Source organism: Intestinimonas timonensis, from assembly GCF_900626145.1.
Taxonomy (GTDB): Bacteria; Bacillota; Clostridia; order Oscillospirales; family Oscillospiraceae; genus Intestinimonas; species Intestinimonas aquisgranensis.
This window is the reverse complement of sequence record NZ_LR130816.1, coordinates 395,052-411,071: the sequence shown is the minus strand read 5'-3', so window position 1 is coordinate 411,071 and position 16,020 is coordinate 395,052. Positions and strand designations below refer to the sequence as shown.

Sequence of the window (16,020 nt, the reverse complement as noted above, 5' to 3'; positions counted from 1 at the left end):
ACAAAAAGCGGGCGGAACGGCCGGTGGCCGTTCCGCCCGTCTGCTGTTTAGAGGTCGGAATTGATTCAGGTGCCGGAGGACATCTGACGGTAGGTGTTCACGATGATGTCTACGCAGGTATCGATGCCCAGGGCGCCGCTGTCCAGGGCCAGGTGGTAGTTGCGCAAGTCGCCCCAGTCCAGGTCGGTATAGAATTTGTAATAGGCGGCCCGGCGTTTATCCTTGTCCTTGAGGCGCTTGACGGGCGCCTCCTCCCGCTGGCCGTAGAGCCGGACGATGCGGTCGGCACGCTTGTCCAGGTCGGCGTGAACAAAGACCTTGAGGCACTGGGCCTCCTCCCGAAGAATGTAGTCGGCACAGCGGCCCACGATGACGCAGGGACCCTGCCCGGCCAGGTCCAGGATGACCCTGCGCTGGACGCTCCACAGGTAGTCCCGGTTGGAGATGCCCTCCATGGCCCGGTTGGAAAAGGCGTTGGCCAGCCAGCTGCCGTAGTTGGCGTACTCTGCTTTTTCCTGAATATATTCCTTGGCAAAGCCGCTCTCCTCGGCCATGCGGTCAATGAGCTCATGGTCGTAGCAGGAAAGCCCGAGCCGCTCCGCGGCCTGCTTGCCGATGGTGCGGCCGCCGCTGCCGAACTCGCGGCTGATGGTGATGATTCTGTATTTCATGACACACCTCCTTGGGTCACTGGGGGGATGGCTGCTCCGGCTGGGAGAGCTGGCGATAGGTGTAGCGGATCATGATAACCGCCACCAGGAAGGTCAGAATATCCGACACCGGCATGGAATAGAGGACGCCGTCCAGACCGTAGAAGCGGGGCAGGAGAAGGGCGAAGCCAACGCCGAAGACCACCTCACGGAGCATGGAGAGGGCGGTGGAGGCCAGGGCTTTGCCCAGGGACTGAAGGTAGATGAAGGTGCCCTTGTTGACGCAGGCGAAGATCATCATGCAGAGGTAGATACGGAAGGACTTGATGGCGAATTCGGTGTAGTAGGTGCTCTCGTTGGCGGCACCGAAGATGGAGATGAGCTGCATGGGGAGAAGCTCCACGATGAGAAGGGCCACGGCGCCCACCGCTGCCTCAGCCAAAAGCAGATGGGTAAACAGGTCTTTGGCCCGGTCCTTCCGTCCGGCACCGATGTTGTAGCCCACGATTGGGATGCATCCCGCCGCCATGCCAACAGCGATGGAAATGACGATCTGGAAGAACTTCATGACGATGCCCACCACCGCCATGGGGATCTGAGCGTACTGAGTCTGGCCGAAAATAGGGTCCAGGGCGCCGTACTGGCGGATCATGTTGTTGATGGCGGCCATGGCGGCGACAAGGGAGATCTGGGAGAGCAGGCTGCAGATGCCGAGGGGGAGGAACTTGTTTATGAGGTTCCAGTGCAGGCGGAAGCAGCTCCGGTCCAGGGTGACGGAGCGCATGCGGCAGAGGTATCCGATCGAGAGAATGGCGGTGAGGATCTGGCCCAGGACGGTGGCCACGGCGGCGCCCATCATGCCCCATTGGAAGCCAAAAATAAAGACAGGGTCCAGGATGATGTTGACCACGGCGCCGGCCAGAGTAGCGGCCATGGCAAATTTGGGGCTGCCATCGGAGCGGATGATGGGATTCATGGCCTGACCGAACATATAAAAGGGGACGCCCAGAGTGATATAGAAGAAGTACTCCTCAGAATGCTGAAAGGTCTCCTCGTTGACCCGGCCGCCGAACATGGTGAGGATGGCATCCTGGAAAACCAGATAGAGCACAGTGAGCAGGATACTCACCGCCACGCACAGCACCACGGCGTTGCCGATGCTCCTTTGTGCTTTTTCACGCTCGTTGGCGCCCAGACAGATGCTCACGTAGGCGCAGCAGCCGTCCCCGATGAGGACGGCCAGAGCCAGGGCCACTACGGTGAGCGGGAAAACCACGGTGTTGGCGGCGTTGCCGTAGGAACCCAGATAGGACGCATTGGCGATAAAGATCTGGTCTACGATGTTGTAAAGGGCGGCCACCAGCAGGGAGATGATGCAGGGGATCGCGTATTTGCCCATCAGCTTTCCAACGGGCTCTTGCTCCAGAAAAACATTGGATTTTTGTTCCATGGGAATGCCTCCAAGCCGAAGAGGTGCGGCCACAGGAAAAGACTCCGGTGGCCGCACGGTTTTTAGGTTTTGTTCAGATCCAGGTATTCGCCGACTGGGCTGTGGTTGTATTGCTTGATGATTTTCACGATTACGGAGCCATCGGGCTGCTCGGTCTCAGACAGAATCCTGTATTTTGTGCAGCTCCTGTCCAGTCGGTGCTTGTAATGGCTCACCTCTTCTCTGACGGCTCTTACGGCGCAGGTATGCTCCACGTCCTCTTTGAGCTGGAAATGCAGAGTCTGACAGATGCAAGCCGCTTGGTTCCTTTTCATAGGCTGCCTCCTCTCAAATGTTTGGCGGAAAAGAAAACAACGTGTGGCCATCAACCGGATTTACGCCGATGATAGCCACACGTTGTACATTTATCATACCAAAGGGAAGATGGATTTTCAAAGGTGTTTTTGAACAAAATTCTCTCTGAAAAACGGCGGGCCGAAAAGGGCGATTTGCCCAACGGGGTCAGGGGCGGAAGGGCTCCTCGGGACACTGATACCGGGACTTGCCCCGGCTGACCTTCCCATACTCGATGGCCGCCGTGGGGCAGCCGCAGATGCAGGCCATGCAGTGGGTGCACCGCCCACCCCACACCGGTCGGCCGCCCTCCAGGCGGATGTTGCCCAGGGGACAGTCCCGCTCACACTTGCCGCAGGCGATGCAGGCATCGGAGACCGTGAAGGGGCGGTCCTTCACCTGGAAACGGTAGAAGAGGTCGTTGACCAGGCCGGACTTCAGACGGTCCAGCGGACCGATCTTCCCCTCGGGGAAGTCGCTCCCCTGCCGGATGCAGGCGGCGGCCTGCTTCAGAGTGGGACGGGCGGCGGCCAGGATGGGGAGGGCCTCCTCCGGCGTGGGGGCGGAAAACATGGCGATGTAGTTTTCCGGCATGACCACTGTCAGAGTCCCCCGGCAGCGCAGGCCCAGCTGGGCGCAGAGGGCGCGGTTGTACCGGGGGGCGGCGCCGATGTCCTGACCGCAGGTCATGACGAAGTAGGCGTCCCGTGCGCCGGAGAGACGGCTGGTGCGGAGAAAGTAAACGAATACCCTGGGAAGCCGCCAACTGTAGGTGGGGACCACAAAGACCCAGGGAGTCTGGGAGACGAACTCCCCCGCGATGCCGTCACGGAGAAAGGAAAAGACGTCCCGGCAGTCGTCCCCCAGAGTATTGGACAGCCACTTAGCGCAGGCACGGCTATTGCCGGTGCCGGAAAAATAGAGGATCATATCTCATTCCCCCTTTAAAAGGCCAGTTGCTCCGGCGAAATCTTGTCCTGCTCGGTGATGGGCCGGATAGGGCGGCAGGGCACCCCGGCAGCCACCACGCCCGCCGGAATGTCCCGTGTGACCACACTGCCCGCGCCGATGACGGAGCCCTTTCCGATGGTGACGCCGCCGCAGACCACGGCGTTGGCGCCGATCCACACGTCCTCCTCCAGGGTGATGGGCCTGGAGGTGCTGATGCCGGACGAGCGCTGCTCGGGGTCGATGGAATGGCCGGCGCAGCTCAGGCAGACCCCCGGCGCAAGGAATGCCCCCGCCCCGATGTGGACGGGGGAGGTGTCCAGGATGACGCAGTTATAATTGATGACGGCTAGGCCGTGGGTGTGGATGTTGAAGCCAAAGTCGCAGCGGAAAGAGGGCTCGATGAAGGTCAGGGGATGGCAGGTGCCGAAGAGCTCCCGCAGGATCTCCTGCCGCCGCTCGGCGGCGTCAGGCGGGGACTGGTTGAACTCCCAGCACAGCTGCCGGGCCTTGGTTTTCAGGTCCGGCGGCAGGTTCCGGTTCTGGCCCATATGGCCGGCGGGGTCTTTGACGATCTCCAGATATTCCATGGGTGGTCTCCTTTTTGGTCGTTGTTCCGGTATAGGATACCACAAAAGGCCGCTGGGGGCAAACCGTCCCATTTCCTCTTGCCCTGTGAGGACCTGCGTGGTAAAATAAAGACAAATTTTAAAAATAATCTTTATGAAGCGGAGGTGGTGAAGTGCCTAAAGTAGCCTATTCCGAGGAGGAGCGGGAACGCATCCGGGAGGCGTTGGTCACCACCGCCCTGGCGCTCATGGCCCGCCAGGGCATCCAGCACACCACGGTGGAGCAGATCTACCGGGAGGTGGGCATCTCCCGCACCTTCTTCTACACCTTTTTTTCCAGCAAAGAGGACCTGATCGTGGAGACTCTCTACCACCAGCAGCCCAAGATCCTGGCCTGTGCCCGGCAGCTGATGGAGGACCCGGCCCTCACCTGGCGGGAGGGGGTGGAGGGGTTCCTCCGCACCTGCTGCTACGGCGAGCGCAACGGCATCGCCGTCATGACCATTGAGGAGCAGCAGGTCCTCTTCCGCAGGCTGTCCGAGGAGAGCTACCGGCACTTTCGCGAGAAGCAGCTTCGGCTGTTTGCACGGCTTCTGGAGTGCTTCGGCATCCGGCCGGACGACGGGCGGGTGGCCCTCTTCACCAACCTGAGCCTGGCAGTCATGGTCCTCCGCCGGGCCATCCCCTCCTCCCTTCCGCTGCTGGTGCCCGAGGCCGCCGACGCGGCGGTGAATGTCCAGATCGGAGCCATCGTGGACTGCCTGGAGCAGATGCGGAAGGACGACAAGCCCCGCTGAAAAGGATACCCAGATCCGTCTGCCATCACGGCTGCGGCCTGATCCCGGCGGATCTGTTTTTCACCCTAAATAAATACAAAAATAAAATTTTATCTTTATTCTGCGTGAGCGACGGGCCGCCCGGAAACCGGGCTGCGCGGCTTACAAATAAATGGACGCTGGGAGGATACAGCTATGGGATTTTTCGGAAAACTGTTCAAGGGACCCGAGATCGACATGGAGAAGAGCAACGCCAACGCCAAAAAGATGCGCGCCCTCTTTGACCAGGTGGTGGAGAACGGGGGCGACTACCGGCTGATCTTCGGCTATACCGAGGATGTGTCCCGGTTCAATTACGGCTTCGTCCACGGCAGCAAGACCAAGATCGGTAATCTCATCGTGGGCTGGAATGAAGACAGCGAGACCATCGTGGTGGTGCCAACGGTCCCCGACCTCTCCGGCTGCGGCGAGCCCACCTGGTACCGCCGGGCGGAGATCCTGAAGGCCTACCGGAACAAGTACCCCACCGACGCCTTCGTCATCTACCCCGACCGGCATGGTTACATCGCCATCAACGCCTACGACTGGCTGGAGGACGAAAAGCTGTATGTCTACGTCTCTCAGGAGGCGGAGCTGGCGGATTTCACCACCTTCTTCACCGAACGTTTCACTAAGAAGTAAGGTACAGGCAACAGAGGGCAAAAGCGTTCCCCGTGCGGCTTTACAGCCGCACGGGGAACGCTTTTGTGTGCAGGAAACTCAGTCCAGATGTCCGAATGCCTCGTCGGAGACGGCCTCCAGCCACTCATTGGAGGTGTTCTCACCGGGTACCTCCAGGGCCAGGTGGGAGAACCAGCTGTCCCGGGCGGCGCCGTGCCAGTGCTTGACCTCCGGCGGAATGTTGACCACATCGCCGGGGTGCAGCTCCCGGGCCTCCTTGCCCCACTCCTGGTACCAGCCCCGGCCGGCCACGCAGAGGAGCAGCTGTCCGCCGCCCATGGCGGCGTGGTGGATGTGCCAGCTGTTGCGGCAGCCCGGCTCAAAGGTCACGTTGTATACCCCCACCTGGTCGGTGGAGAGGGGGTGCAGGTAGCTCCGGCCCACGAAGTACCGGGCAAAGCCGTCATTGGGGGCGCCGATGGGGAAGACCATCTCCTGCTGGTGGCGGGCTTTGCCGTCATCGCCGGCATCCTCAGCCCATACCTCCTTGGCCATGCGGAAGGCCGCCCAGGCCTTGGGCCAGCCGGCGTAGAAGGCGGCGTGGGTCAAAATCTCGGCAATCTCCTCCCGGGTAATGCCGTTCTTCCGGGCAGTGGCCAGGTGGTACTGGAAGGAGCTGTCCACCAGCCCCTGGGCCATGAGGGCCACCACCGTCACCAGGGAGCGGTCCCGGAGAGAGAGCTTGTCCTCCAGGCTCCACACCTCGCCGAACAGTACGTCGTCGTTGAGCTGCGCGAATTTGGGGGCGAACTCCCCCAGGGCCTCCCGGCCCGCGGTCTGCTTGACTGCCATGTAAATGACCTCCTATTCCAGAGAAAAGGTGACCGAGACCGTCCCATCCCCCAGCTTTTCCCGCAGGTCGGTGGGGTCGTCGATCCTGGCCAGCCGTGTAAAGCTCCAGGTGTTGGTGCCGTAGTAGATGGTGATCTGGTTCCCCTGGTAGAGGATCACGTCGCCGGGCTGTGTGGTGATCTGTTCATCGCTCCGAGTCAGAGTCGTGCCCAGGGGTCCCACCTTTTCAAAGCCGCCATAGTCGTCCATCTCCACCGTCACTGGGCCCTGGGCCAGCAGGTCCCGGAACTCCTCAGCGGAGGGGTTGTCCTCGAAGGTGGCCAGCAGCTCCTCGTCTCCCACTGTGATCTTCAACTTGGTCTCCTCCTCACCGGACGCCGTCTCTCCGGAGGGCGAGGGCGTCTCCTGCTCCGATACCACCGCCTGTGTGGGGGGCGGGGTGACGGGGGCTGCGGGAACTTCCGCCGCCGAGCAGGCGGAGAGGCCCAGGATGGCCAGGAGCATGGTCAGGATTCCGGTCATGGCGGCATACCTTCCGTATCAAATTTACTTCAGGTACTGACGGAAGAAGGTCTCGATCCGGTCAAAGGGAATGACATCCTTCCGGTCGTAGAGGTCGGTGTGGACGGCGCCGGGGATGAGGAGCAGCTCCTTGTTGTCGGCATAGGGATTGTCCTTCACCATGTCGGCGAAGGCGTCCTTGCTGAAGTAGCAGGAGTGGGCCTTGTCCCCGTGGATGACCAGCACGGCGCTGCGGATCTCGTTGCTGTACCGCAGGATGGGCATGTTCATAAAGGAAAGGGACGAGGTGGTGTTCCAGCCCTCGTTGGAGTTGAGGGAACGCTCGGTGTAGCCCCGCTCCGTCTTGTAGTAGTCATAGTAGTCCTTCACGAAGAAGGGGGCGTCCTCAGGGAGGGGGTCCACCACGCCTCCCGCCCGGGCGTAGGTCCCGGTTTTATAGTCCTCCGTCCGCTGGGTGTTGAGGGCTTTTTTCGTCTCATAACGGGCGTCGGCGCTGTCGGCGGAATCAAAGTAGCCCTTGGCGTTCACCCGGGTCATGTCGTACATGGTGGAGGTCACCGTGGCCTTGATGCGGGTGTCCATGGCGGCGGCGTTGAGGGCCATGCCGCCCCAGCCGCAGATGCCCAGAATGCCAACCCGCTCCGGGTCGATGAAATCGCGGGTGGAGAGGAAGTCCACGGCGGCAGAGAAGTCCTCGGTGTTGATATCGGGGGAGGCCACGTTCCGCACCTCGCCTCCGCTCTCCCCGATGAAGGAGGGGTCAAAGGCCAGGACGGCAAAGCCACGGCTGGCCAGCTCCTCGGCATAGAGCCCGGCGCACTGCTCCTTCATGGCGCCGAAGGGACCGGCCACCGCGATGGCAGGCAGACTCCCGGTGGATGCCTTGGGGAGGTAAAGGTCACCGCACAGCGTGATGCCGTAGCGGTTGTGGAAATGGACCTTCTCCCGGGTGACGGTATCCCGGAGCGGAAAAGAATAGCCGTTATATTTGGCGTGCATATCGGTTACCTCCTCAAATTCGCTTGCCCAGCTCATAGGCCTGCTCCAGAGCGGGATGGCCCTGGACCTCTCCGGGGTCGTTGACGCCGGCGGCAAAGATAGTGCCGGCCAGGCGGGCCTTCTCAAAGCAGTCGACCCAGCCGGTGAGGCCGGTGACGGTGCCGTCCACGGTGTGCGGGTCCTCCTCCGCGGCGGAGGCCAGAAGGTAGATGTCCCGGAAGGCGTAGTCGGCGGAATAGAGAGGATTGGCACGGTCCAGCAGGGTCTTCATCTGACCGGACATACCGTAGTAGTAGACCGGGGTAGCAAAGCAGAGAACCTCCGCCGCCCCCATTTTCTCCACGATGTCGTTGGCGTCGTCCTGGATGACGCACCGGGGGGCTTTCAGGCAGGCTAGGCAGCCGTTGCAGAAGCGCAGGTCCTTGCCCCGCAGGGAGAGGACCTCCACCTCATGTCCTGCCTCCCGGGCGCCCTGGGTGAAGCGCTGGGCCAGCAGGTCGGAGTTGCTGCCGGGATGCAGACTGGTGGAGATGACCAGGACTTTCTTGCTCATTGCATTTCCTCCTCACGCAGGTGTCGGATGATCTTGGCGGGCACGCCGCCCACGATGGTGTTTTCCGGGACATTCCTGGCCACCACCGCCCCGGCGGCCACGATGGCGCCGTCGCCGATGGTCACGCCGGCCAGGATGGTGGCATTGGAGCCGATCCACACATTTTTGCCGATGCGGATGGGGGCGGGGATCATGCTGCTCCGGTCCTTGGGGGATTTGGCGTGGTTGAGGGTGGCCAGCACCACGTTGTGGCCGATGAGGGCGCCGTCTCCAATGTAGATGCCGCCCTGGTCCTGGAATTTACACCCCATGTTGATAAAAACGTGCTTCCCGATGTGGATGTTTTTGCCGCAGTCGGTGTAGAAGGGTGGAAAAAGCCCGAAGCTCTCGTCCACCGGCTGTCCGATCAGCCGGGAAAAGAGGGCACGCAGCTCCTCCGGCTCATGGTAGCCGCTGTTCATTTCGGCGGTGATGCGCAGGGCTTCCTGGCTGACGCCGTGCATGAACTGATGGGCTTCGCTGCCCCCCTGCACAGTCTTTCCGCTGTTCAAATGCTCCAAAAATGCGTTAAGATCCATCGTATACTCCCACTTTAACTAATTTCTGCTTCCATTGTACCACCTGCTGAAATGGATAACAAATACCTATATCGAATAGTTTATTATGCTTGAAAACTATGGCTAAACTGTGTTATCATCGGAGCATCAGGAGGTGAACGGTATGGAACTGAGAGTGCTGCAATACTTTCTGGCCGTGGCCCGGGAGCAGAACATCTCGGCGGCGGCCCAGTCCCTGCACCTGACCCAGCCCACCCTGTCCCGGCAGCTTCGGGAGCTGGAGGAGGAGCTGGGCAAGCAGCTGATGGTCCGGGGCAACCGGAAGATCACCCTCACGCAGGAGGGCATGCTGCTGCGGAAACGGGCGGAGGAGATCCTGGAGCTGGTGGACCGCGCGGAGCGGGAGGTCATGCGGTCCGACGACGCCGTCAGCGGGGACATCTATATCGGCACCGGCGAGACGGATGGGGTGCGCCAGATCGCGCGGGCCGCCAACCGTCTCCAGGCGTGCTATCCGGGCATCCGGTTCCACATCGTCAGCGGGGACGCCGTGGACGTGTGCGAACGGCTGGATAAGGGGCTGCTGGATTTCGGGGTGCTGCTGGGGGACATCGACAAGACCAAGTATCACTATATGGAGCTGCCCATGAAGGACACCTGGGGGGTGCTGATGCGGCGGGACAGCCCCCTGGCCCACCGGGATTCTGTCTCTCCCCGGGACCTGTGGGACAAGCCTCTGATCCTCTCCCGGCAGGTGGACAACAAAAGCGGCCTGTACCGCTGGCTTCGGCGGGAGCCCTCCGAGCTCCACACCGTGGCCACCTACAATCTCATCTACAACGCGTCTCTGATGGTGGATGAGGGGATGGGCTACGCCTTCACTCTGGACAAACTGGTGAACACCACCGGCAGCAATCTGTGCTTCCGGCCTCTGAAGCCCAGACTGGAGCTGGGGATGTATCTGGTGTGGAAAAAATCCCAGATCTTTTCCAGGGCGGCGGAGCTCTTCCTGGAGGGCCTGGATGCCCAGCTGGCGGCGGGAACGGAAGAAACCGGAGAAATGTAAACGGACAGCGGGGATATCCCGCTGTCCGTTTTTCTGACTGGCATTTGGGGAGAAGGGCTGGACTAAACCAGCAGTTCAATGACAGATGGTGTACTTGGAGCTATGATGGATGGGACAAAAGACAAGGGGAGGCAAGCCAAATGAACCTGAAAGACGCGTTCCGAGTCCAGAACAAGCTCCAGGCGGTCATGCTCCAGGCCATGGACATCCTGGAGGACCGGCAGAATATCCTCAAGGTCAGGACGACGCACCTGCGCAGCAAGGTGATGGCCGACGATCAGGATGTGGTGGTGGAGGAAAACGCCTCCAGCGAGTACGCCGGACACGCCAATGAGATCGTGGGCTTTCTCATGGAGATGATGGGCGAGCGGGAGAAGCTCAGCCGGGCCATCCGGGACGCCAAAAGCAGATTGACGCTGGATCTGGACAGTGAGACAGGGCTCAACCGGCAGCGGCAGGCCCTGGCCAGGACCTTCCGCAGCATGACCGCCCTGCGCAGCAGCGAGAAGAACATTCCCGGGGGCGGCTCCGGGTACCGGTTCAACAGCGACGGGAACCAGGTCACCTATCGATGTGATGCCAGGCAGGTGGTCACCATCGACTTTGACCGGAAGAGGGTCCGTGCTCTGGCCGCCGCTCTGAGCAAGCAGGCCGACGCGTGCTCCATGGAGATGGATAAATGCCTGGTCAATACGGAGGTGGACTATGTGCCTCCCTTTGATCTCAACGACAGCTTTGAGACCATCCTGAACGACGTGATTGAACGGGCGGCGGACGGTGGAAACGCCGGCGCCTGACAGAGACAAAAAACGCCACGCCTTCGGGCGCGGCGGGTATGGCAAAACGGCGGCGCTGCTGCGGCCGGTTCAGGCGCAGATGAACTATGAGGCTGCGTGTTCTGCAGAGAAGTCTAGTATGTTTGATACGAGGTAGCGGCATGAGCTGTGCCGGGTCGCTTGATTCGTGATTTGCTTCGTACCGCGCGCTTCCTGCTCCGTGATTTGTCCACCGTAAATCCGCTCACTGCCCAAATCCGCCAATACGTCTCCATTCCTTTTCAGGTTCGCCTGAGGTATGTGGTAAGAAAAGTCGTCCGGAATGCCGCATGTCCCCTCTGCCATCTGGCGGAGCGGGGCGGTGGGCGCCGGGCGGATAAGGGCCTGCGCGGCACTGAAGCTTTGCCATACCCCCTGCGCCCGGAAGAAAACCGCCGTGATATGATTTGAGCAGCAGGCCGCGGCCTGCTGCTCAAGAGAATCGATATGAGAAGAGGGAACCAGGATCTCGTTCATGGAGATGTGGAGCAATGCGCTGAGGGCGTACAGGTTGTCGATGCTGGGCAGGCTCTGCCCTCTCTGCCACTTGTAGATCGCCTGGGGTTCCTCAAAGCCGAAGAACTGCTGAAGATCCCGCACGGTGAAACCGCGCTCACGGCGCAGCCGTGTGATGTTTGCACCGGTCGCCACCGGATCGATCACCGGAAACTGGATGATCGCCATAAAGATCGCCTCCATTCTTGCCCGTCGGGTTGGTTGCATGGGAGAATCAATATAGCCCATCTGACGCCGAAACGCAAGGCGCTGGAGAGAAATGTAAAGAAGTTGTCACAAAGGAAAGGGGAAACACAGAACCATGAGGACCCAAATGGTGCCGTTGGACAAGCGGAGCAAAAAGGAACAGCGGGCCTATCATGCCAGGCAGCGGGGCTCCTGGTATGGCCTCAGTCCTGTCACCCGTACCGTGCCAAACCGGAAGGCATATGACAGAAACCGGCTGAAGCAGCGGGACCGTCGGGATGATGCATGAGTGGAGCGGCAAGACGCCGGGAGGGAGCCGCGGCAGGGGATATCGCCGCCTCCAGAGCATCAAGCATGGGGAGAAGCTGCTCTTTCTGATCCGGCATCTGAGCTATGCGCCCCACATCGGCTATATTGACGGCGGCTTTGACAGCGGGAGGCTGCTGCACAGCGGCTTCCATATCAAGCAGCCCAGAAGCAGCGGCACCCAGCAGTACCTCAAGCGGAAAACGAGCCGGGCGGTGCGGAGGTGTACGGAGCTGCCGCCCAAAGGAAACCGATACCGCAGGCTGGTGGAGTACTGGTGGACGCTCTACTGAGCGCCCACGGCTGCCAGCCGAGCGGACATATGGTATCATGGAACCACTGAGTTTGAAAATCAACGAGGCTCTGTTTGCCTTTGCAGAGCTTCCGGGAGGTTGACGCCATGCCGCGCACCGATGTGACGCAGATGCCCTTCGCCAAGCTCTATTCCCTTCTGGTGAACAAGGCGGAGAAGAAAGGCCGCAGCCGGGACGAGGTGGACCAGGTGACCGCCTGGCTCACCGGATATACCGCGGAGGACATCGCCCGGCTGGAGCAGTCCGACACCAGCTATGGGGACTTTTTTCGGAACGCCCCCGCGATGAACCCCAACCGCGTCCTCATCACCGGCAAGATCTGCGGTATCCGGGTGGAGGAGATCGAGGACCCGCTGATGCGGGAGATCCGGTATCTGGACAAGCTGGTGGATGAACTGGCCAAGGGAAAGTCCATGGAGAAGATCTTGCGGACCTGAATGGCGTCCGTCCGGCGGCCCATGAAAGAGAAGATCCCCCTATGCTGCGCTTGTAAACCAGACAAGCACAGCATAGGGGGATTTTTGGTGAAAGAATATTTGACGTACAGGCATTCGGTTTGAGTCACCGGTGCCTGTGTCACACCTGGCCCTTCCATACCCGGGCCAGAATATCCTTGAGCACCAGCAGGGCGTCGGTGTGATTGTAGCCGTAGTCCACCCGCAGCTGGGTGAGCATCTCACGTAAAGTGGGGGCGTAGTCATCGATGCGCACCTTCTGGTGATAGGTGGCCAGCACCGGATACTTCTTGCTCCACACCTTGTTCCAGTCGATCCGGGCCTGGGCCTCGTCGCTGACGCTTTCGATCATCTGCTGGGCCTGCTGCTCATCAAAGTCGTACTCGATCAGCTCGTCCAGGGTCATGTGGTAGAGCATGGCCAGCCCCTTGGACTGGCGAATGTCGGGCAGGGTCTCGTTGGTCTCCCATTTGGAGATGGTCTGGCGGCTCACTCCCAGCTTCTCCGCCACAGCCTCCTGGGTCAGCCCGCTCTTTTTCCGGGCGTGGTACAGGCTGCTTCCCAAACTCATGGCGCATCCCTCCTGTGATTGGTTTCTGCGATCAGTATACCGTCCGGAGCACCAAAAATCTACCAAGGGAAACGGCCACTTTTGCCCGGATTCCTGACATTTTCAGAGGTTCAGGTGGAGGCGGTCACAGGGATGCTTTGCCGCTCAGCTCGCCCGTTTGGATGCGGTGTTTCAGATCAAGCACTTTTTTCTCGATCTGCGCCATGACGGAAAGGAACGCGCTGTCCTCACTACCGCTGGGATCATCCAGCCCCCAGTCTTCCCGGTGGGAGCAGGGGAAGGTGGGACACTGGACGTTGCAGCCCATGGTGACCACAATGTCCACCGCCGGCAGATCAGAGAGGGGCTTGTTGTGCTGGGTCTGCTCCATGTCGATGCCGTGGACCTGCTTCATCAGACGCACCGCGTCGGGATTGATGCGGGCGCCTGGCTCGGTGCCCGCGGAAAAGCTCTCAAACACATCACCGGCCAGCTTTTTGCCCAGTGCCTCCGCCATCTGGCTGCGGCAGGAGTTGTGAACGCAGAGGAAGGCCACTCTGGGCTTTTTGTGGTTGACTGCCGAGAAGGGGCAGCGCTTGCCGATGCACTGGTTGTTCCGGCTGCTGTAAGAGCAGACGGGGAGAGTCCGCGTCATCTCCACCCCCAGGTGCTCACGTGTAAAGTCAATGGCGGAGAGGATGGCCAGGAAGGAGTCCCGCTTGCAGCAGCGGGGGCCGCCAACCCTGCCGATGCTGTCCAGGGCCCGGGCGGTCATCTGATTGCTCAGGCCCCAGGGCTCCTTGGCCAGGGGGGTGGAGGCTGTGGCAATGGCCATAAACTGGCCTGTACCGATCCCCGCGCCGCAGGCACCCCAGAAGCCGCAGGCCCCACCGGGGACCTTTTTCCCCCGGCTGTAGATCTCGTGAAGGGCCTTCTCCAGCTCTAGCTGCCCACCGGCGTTCTTGTAGGCGGTGAGCAGAGCCGCTCCTACCATCACATGGTGCTCCGGGCCGTGCATGTGGCAGAAGGGCAGGTCCATCATTTTGCGGACGATGGCGATGGGATCTGTGGAGGTCTCGGCCAGGCACAGGCCGAAGATACTGTCCATCCCCTGGGTGTGGCAGTCGCTGCACACGTAGTGGCCGTTTACACAGCGGGTCTTGCTGGGCTCTTTCTTGTGGCAGATGGCGCACTCCATGACCTGGTCCTGAGTCAGGTATTCCAGGGGCGCCTTGCAGATCAGACATTCTTCTATATTTCCACTCCTTTTGTCAGTGTCCAGGCCATCCGGTCAAGGCCCGTTCCGAGCCCGTCGAAGCCGGTGCAGCGGCTGGGCCGGGTGTTGACGGTGCGGTCCAGCAGGGGTTGGGCCTGGCATTCGATGTCCAGGCACAGGTCCAGGGCCAGCACGTCCTCCCAGGCCCGATTGAGAAAGGCCACCTCCCGGCGGCCGTGGGTGCGGGTGATGAAAAAGGTCCCGGCCCGCTGCAGATACTCCTCCGCCCGGGCCTGTGGGAACCCGGCGGCAGTGAGGCTCTCCCAAAGCCCCTTCCGGAAGAGCCCGGGAAGATCCGCCCACTGGAGGGGGGACACGTCGTAGCGCACAAAGGTGTAGCGGCTGTGGCAGTGGACGGCCAGCAGGCTCTTGCGCCCGTGCAGCTCAATGACATGGAGGTCCCAGCAGAAACGCCGGTCCGGCTGAGTGCCGTAGGCCGGCGTTTTTACCTTCAGCAAGCGCTGGAGGGGAAAGGTGAGGCCAAGCTCCATCACTGCACCTCGTGGGGGATGGAGATCTTCTCCACCCGGAGCTGCCCGTTCTCCGCCTGGACCATCATCATGGTAATCTCCTGGTGGAACCGCCGGGGTCCGCAGGAGCCGGGGTTGAGCCAGAGACAGCCATCCTTCTCCTCCTGCACATACTTGTGGGAGTGGCCGAAGAGCACCACATCCACGCCGGAGAGATCGGCTGGGACCTCTTTTTTGTTGTGGACCATGAAAAAGGTCACGCCGCCCAGGGTGACGGTGAGGTGGTGGGGAATGTCCTCCGCCCACTCCTTGTCGTTGTTACCCCGGACCACGTAGAGGGGGGCATACTGGCGCAGCTGGTCTACGATGCTCTGTTTGTTGATGTCGCCGCCGTGGAGAATGGCGTCGGCGGTTTTCAGATGCTCCAGCACCTCGGGCCGCAGGAGGCCGTGGGTGTCGGAGAGAAGGGCAAGATTCATACGCTCCCTCCCAGGGTCCAACCAAAGTCGTTGTGGTAGATCATCTGGCGGGTCATGCCGCCGTCGATGCAGATGTTCTCCCCGGTGATAAAGCCCGCCTTGTCAGAACAGAGGTAGAGCACCATATTGGCGATGTCCAGGGGATTGCCCACCCGCCCGGCGGGCTGCTGGACGGCGTCGGGGCCCTCATAGACGGTATAGTCGGTGTCGATCCAGCCGGGGGAGATGGAGTTGACCCGCACCTTACCGCTCAGACTCACCGCCAGAGCGTGGGTCAGGGCGGAGATGCCGCCCTTGGCCGCCGTGTAGCTCTCGGTCAGGGGCTGACTCATCCGGTCCCGGGAGGAGGAGATGTTCACGATGGCCGCCCCGGGTGCGAAGTGGGGGGCGAAGAGCTTGGCGAGGTAGAAGGGGGCGGTGACGCCCACCCGCAGGGCGTAGTTGAACTCCTCGTAGGTGCAGGTGTCGATGCCCTTCATGAGGGGCAGGGCGTTGTTGACCAAAAAGTCCACGTGGCCATAGTCGGCGATGACCTTGCGGGCAAAGTCCTCCAGCACGGCCAGGTCGGCCAGGTCGCCCACGAAATAGTCGTTGGGGAGGAGGTCGATGACGCACACCCGGGCACCCGCCTTGTGAAATTCTTCCGCAATGGCCTTTCCAATGCCCCTGGCCCCGCCGGTGACCACGGCCACTTTGTGTTCAAACATAGCGTTTCCTC

The 16,020-nt window shown here is 61.1% G+C and carries 23 protein-coding genes and 1 pseudogene; 7 read left to right on the top strand and 17 right to left on the bottom strand.

The annotated features are described in order from the left end of the window. Positions 1 to 65: 65 nt before the first annotated feature. The 5 genes from E0E29_RS02135 to E0E29_RS02115 all read right to left on the bottom strand — a co-directional run bounded on the left by E0E29_RS02135 (position 66) and on the right by E0E29_RS02115 (position 3,971). The gene (locus E0E29_RS02135; RefSeq protein ID WP_130848433.1) at positions 66 to 671 is read right to left on the bottom strand and encodes a cytidylate kinase-like family protein; all 606 of its coding nucleotides are present in this window, start codon (positions 669 to 671) and stop codon (positions 66 to 68) included. A gap of 16 nt (positions 672 to 687) precedes the next feature. Further along, positions 688 to 2,100: an MATE family efflux transporter gene (locus tag E0E29_RS02130; protein ID WP_130848432.1), complete on the bottom strand. Its 1,413-nt coding sequence runs from the start codon at positions 2,098 to 2,100 to the stop codon at positions 688 to 690. Between the two features lie 62 nt (positions 2,101 to 2,162). Continuing rightward, positions 2,163 to 2,414, bottom strand: a complete 252-nt coding sequence (locus E0E29_RS02125; RefSeq protein ID WP_130848431.1) for a hypothetical protein — start codon at positions 2,412 to 2,414, stop codon at positions 2,163 to 2,165. A gap of 187 nt (positions 2,415 to 2,601) precedes the next feature. Beyond that, on the bottom strand, positions 2,602 to 3,363 hold the full coding sequence (locus E0E29_RS02120) for an EFR1 family ferrodoxin (RefSeq protein ID WP_130848430.1): 762 nt from the start codon (positions 3,361 to 3,363) through the stop codon (positions 2,602 to 2,604). Positions 3,364 to 3,377: 14 nt separating this feature from the next. Further along, a complete protein-coding gene (locus tag E0E29_RS02115) occupies positions 3,378 to 3,971 on the bottom strand; it encodes a sugar O-acetyltransferase (RefSeq protein WP_130848429.1) in 594 nt (197 codons plus the stop codon). A gap of 152 nt (positions 3,972 to 4,123) precedes the next feature. Between E0E29_RS02115 and E0E29_RS02110 the strand changes: the two genes are divergently transcribed. Further along, entirely contained in the window at positions 4,124 to 4,747 is a 624-nt protein-coding gene (locus E0E29_RS02110; RefSeq protein WP_130848428.1) for a TetR/AcrR family transcriptional regulator, read from the top strand. A gap of 174 nt (positions 4,748 to 4,921) precedes the next feature. Further along, positions 4,922 to 5,407 (top strand): hypothetical protein, encoded by a 486-nt coding sequence (locus E0E29_RS02105; protein WP_130848427.1) that lies wholly within the window; start codon positions 4,922 to 4,924, stop codon positions 5,405 to 5,407. Between the two features lie 78 nt (positions 5,408 to 5,485). Here E0E29_RS02105 and E0E29_RS02100 read toward each other — a convergent pair whose 3' ends face one another. From E0E29_RS02100 to E0E29_RS02080, 5 genes are read right to left on the bottom strand one after another with little or no spacing between them, the layout of a single operon-like run. Continuing rightward, positions 5,486 to 6,238 carry a carboxymuconolactone decarboxylase family protein gene (locus tag E0E29_RS02100; protein ID WP_130848426.1) on the bottom strand — a complete coding sequence of 251 codons (753 nt, stop codon included), beginning with the start codon at positions 6,236 to 6,238 and terminating at the stop codon, positions 5,486 to 5,488. Positions 6,239 to 6,250: 12 nt separating this feature from the next. After that, positions 6,251 to 6,760, bottom strand: coding sequence for a cyclophilin-like fold protein (locus E0E29_RS02095; protein WP_130848425.1), 510 nt, complete (start codon positions 6,758 to 6,760; stop codon positions 6,251 to 6,253). A gap of 24 nt (positions 6,761 to 6,784) precedes the next feature. Next, a complete protein-coding gene (locus tag E0E29_RS02090) occupies positions 6,785 to 7,759 on the bottom strand; it encodes an alpha/beta hydrolase (protein ID WP_130848424.1) in 975 nt (324 codons plus the stop codon). 13 nt (positions 7,760 to 7,772) lie between these two features. Then, positions 7,773 to 8,312 (bottom strand): flavodoxin family protein, encoded by a 540-nt coding sequence (locus tag E0E29_RS02085; RefSeq protein ID WP_130848423.1) that lies wholly within the window; start codon positions 8,310 to 8,312, stop codon positions 7,773 to 7,775. Next, on the bottom strand, positions 8,309 to 8,890 hold the full coding sequence (locus E0E29_RS02080) for a DapH/DapD/GlmU-related protein (protein ID WP_130848422.1): 582 nt from the start codon (positions 8,888 to 8,890) through the stop codon (positions 8,309 to 8,311). The genes E0E29_RS02085 and E0E29_RS02080 overlap by 4 nt, the downstream gene beginning before the upstream one ends. 142 nt (positions 8,891 to 9,032) lie before the next feature. Here E0E29_RS02080 and E0E29_RS02075 point away from each other — a divergent pair, with 142 nt between their 5' ends. Beyond that, positions 9,033 to 9,935, top strand: coding sequence for a LysR family transcriptional regulator (locus E0E29_RS02075; protein WP_130848421.1), 903 nt, complete (start codon positions 9,033 to 9,035; stop codon positions 9,933 to 9,935). Between the two features lie 140 nt (positions 9,936 to 10,075). Continuing rightward, the gene (locus E0E29_RS02070; protein ID WP_130848420.1) at positions 10,076 to 10,732 is read left to right on the top strand and encodes a hypothetical protein; all 657 of its coding nucleotides are present in this window, start codon (positions 10,076 to 10,078) and stop codon (positions 10,730 to 10,732) included. Positions 10,733 to 10,816: 84 nt separating this feature from the next. Here E0E29_RS02070 and E0E29_RS19085 read toward each other — a convergent pair whose 3' ends face one another. After that, entirely contained in the window at positions 10,817 to 11,434 is a 618-nt protein-coding gene (locus tag E0E29_RS19085) for a helix-turn-helix domain-containing protein (RefSeq protein WP_341273090.1), read from the bottom strand. Between the two features lie 133 nt (positions 11,435 to 11,567). Between E0E29_RS19085 and E0E29_RS17955 the strand changes: the two genes are divergently transcribed. The 3 genes from E0E29_RS17955 (at position 11,568) to E0E29_RS02055 (ending at position 12,509) form a co-directional block, all read left to right on the top strand. Continuing rightward, positions 11,568 to 11,741 (top strand): hypothetical protein, encoded by a 174-nt coding sequence (locus tag E0E29_RS17955; protein WP_165449760.1) that lies wholly within the window; start codon positions 11,568 to 11,570, stop codon positions 11,739 to 11,741. Next, positions 11,731 to 12,051, top strand: a complete 321-nt coding sequence (locus E0E29_RS02060) for a hypothetical protein (RefSeq protein ID WP_130848419.1) — start codon at positions 11,731 to 11,733, stop codon at positions 12,049 to 12,051. The genes E0E29_RS17955 and E0E29_RS02060 overlap by 11 nt, the downstream gene beginning before the upstream one ends. 107 nt (positions 12,052 to 12,158) lie before the next feature. Further along, complete coding sequence (locus E0E29_RS02055; RefSeq protein ID WP_130848418.1) at positions 12,159 to 12,509, top strand: DUF2200 domain-containing protein; 351 nt, start codon at positions 12,159 to 12,161, stop codon at positions 12,507 to 12,509. 139 nt (positions 12,510 to 12,648) lie between these two features. On the opposite strand, the gene E0E29_RS02050 is transcribed toward E0E29_RS02055, so the two are convergent. From E0E29_RS02050 to E0E29_RS02030, 6 genes and pseudogenes are all read right to left on the bottom strand, one after another. Continuing rightward, positions 12,649 to 13,098, bottom strand: a complete 450-nt coding sequence (locus E0E29_RS02050) for a helix-turn-helix transcriptional regulator (RefSeq protein ID WP_130848417.1) — start codon at positions 13,096 to 13,098, stop codon at positions 12,649 to 12,651. 124 nt (positions 13,099 to 13,222) lie between these two features. Beyond that, on the bottom strand, positions 13,223 to 13,681 hold the full coding sequence (locus E0E29_RS18550) for an arsenate reductase ArsC (RefSeq protein WP_278045145.1): 459 nt from the start codon (positions 13,679 to 13,681) through the stop codon (positions 13,223 to 13,225). Beyond that, positions 13,673 to 14,185 (bottom strand): annotated as a pseudogene (locus E0E29_RS02045) (DUF5714 domain-containing protein); the annotation flags it as partial. The gene E0E29_RS18550 and the pseudogene E0E29_RS02045, both read right to left, overlap by 9 nt. 143 nt (positions 14,186 to 14,328) lie before the next feature. After that, complete coding sequence (locus E0E29_RS02040; protein WP_130848416.1) at positions 14,329 to 14,844, bottom strand: DUF6933 domain-containing protein; 516 nt, start codon at positions 14,842 to 14,844, stop codon at positions 14,329 to 14,331. Further along, entirely contained in the window at positions 14,844 to 15,302 is a 459-nt protein-coding gene (locus tag E0E29_RS02035; protein ID WP_130848415.1) for a metallophosphoesterase family protein, read from the bottom strand. The genes E0E29_RS02040 and E0E29_RS02035 overlap by 1 nt, the downstream gene beginning before the upstream one ends. After that, positions 15,299 to 16,009, bottom strand: a complete 711-nt coding sequence (locus E0E29_RS02030) for an SDR family oxidoreductase (protein ID WP_130848414.1) — start codon at positions 16,007 to 16,009, stop codon at positions 15,299 to 15,301. The genes E0E29_RS02035 and E0E29_RS02030 overlap by 4 nt, the downstream gene beginning before the upstream one ends. Between the last annotated feature and the right edge of the window lie 11 nt (positions 16,010 to 16,020).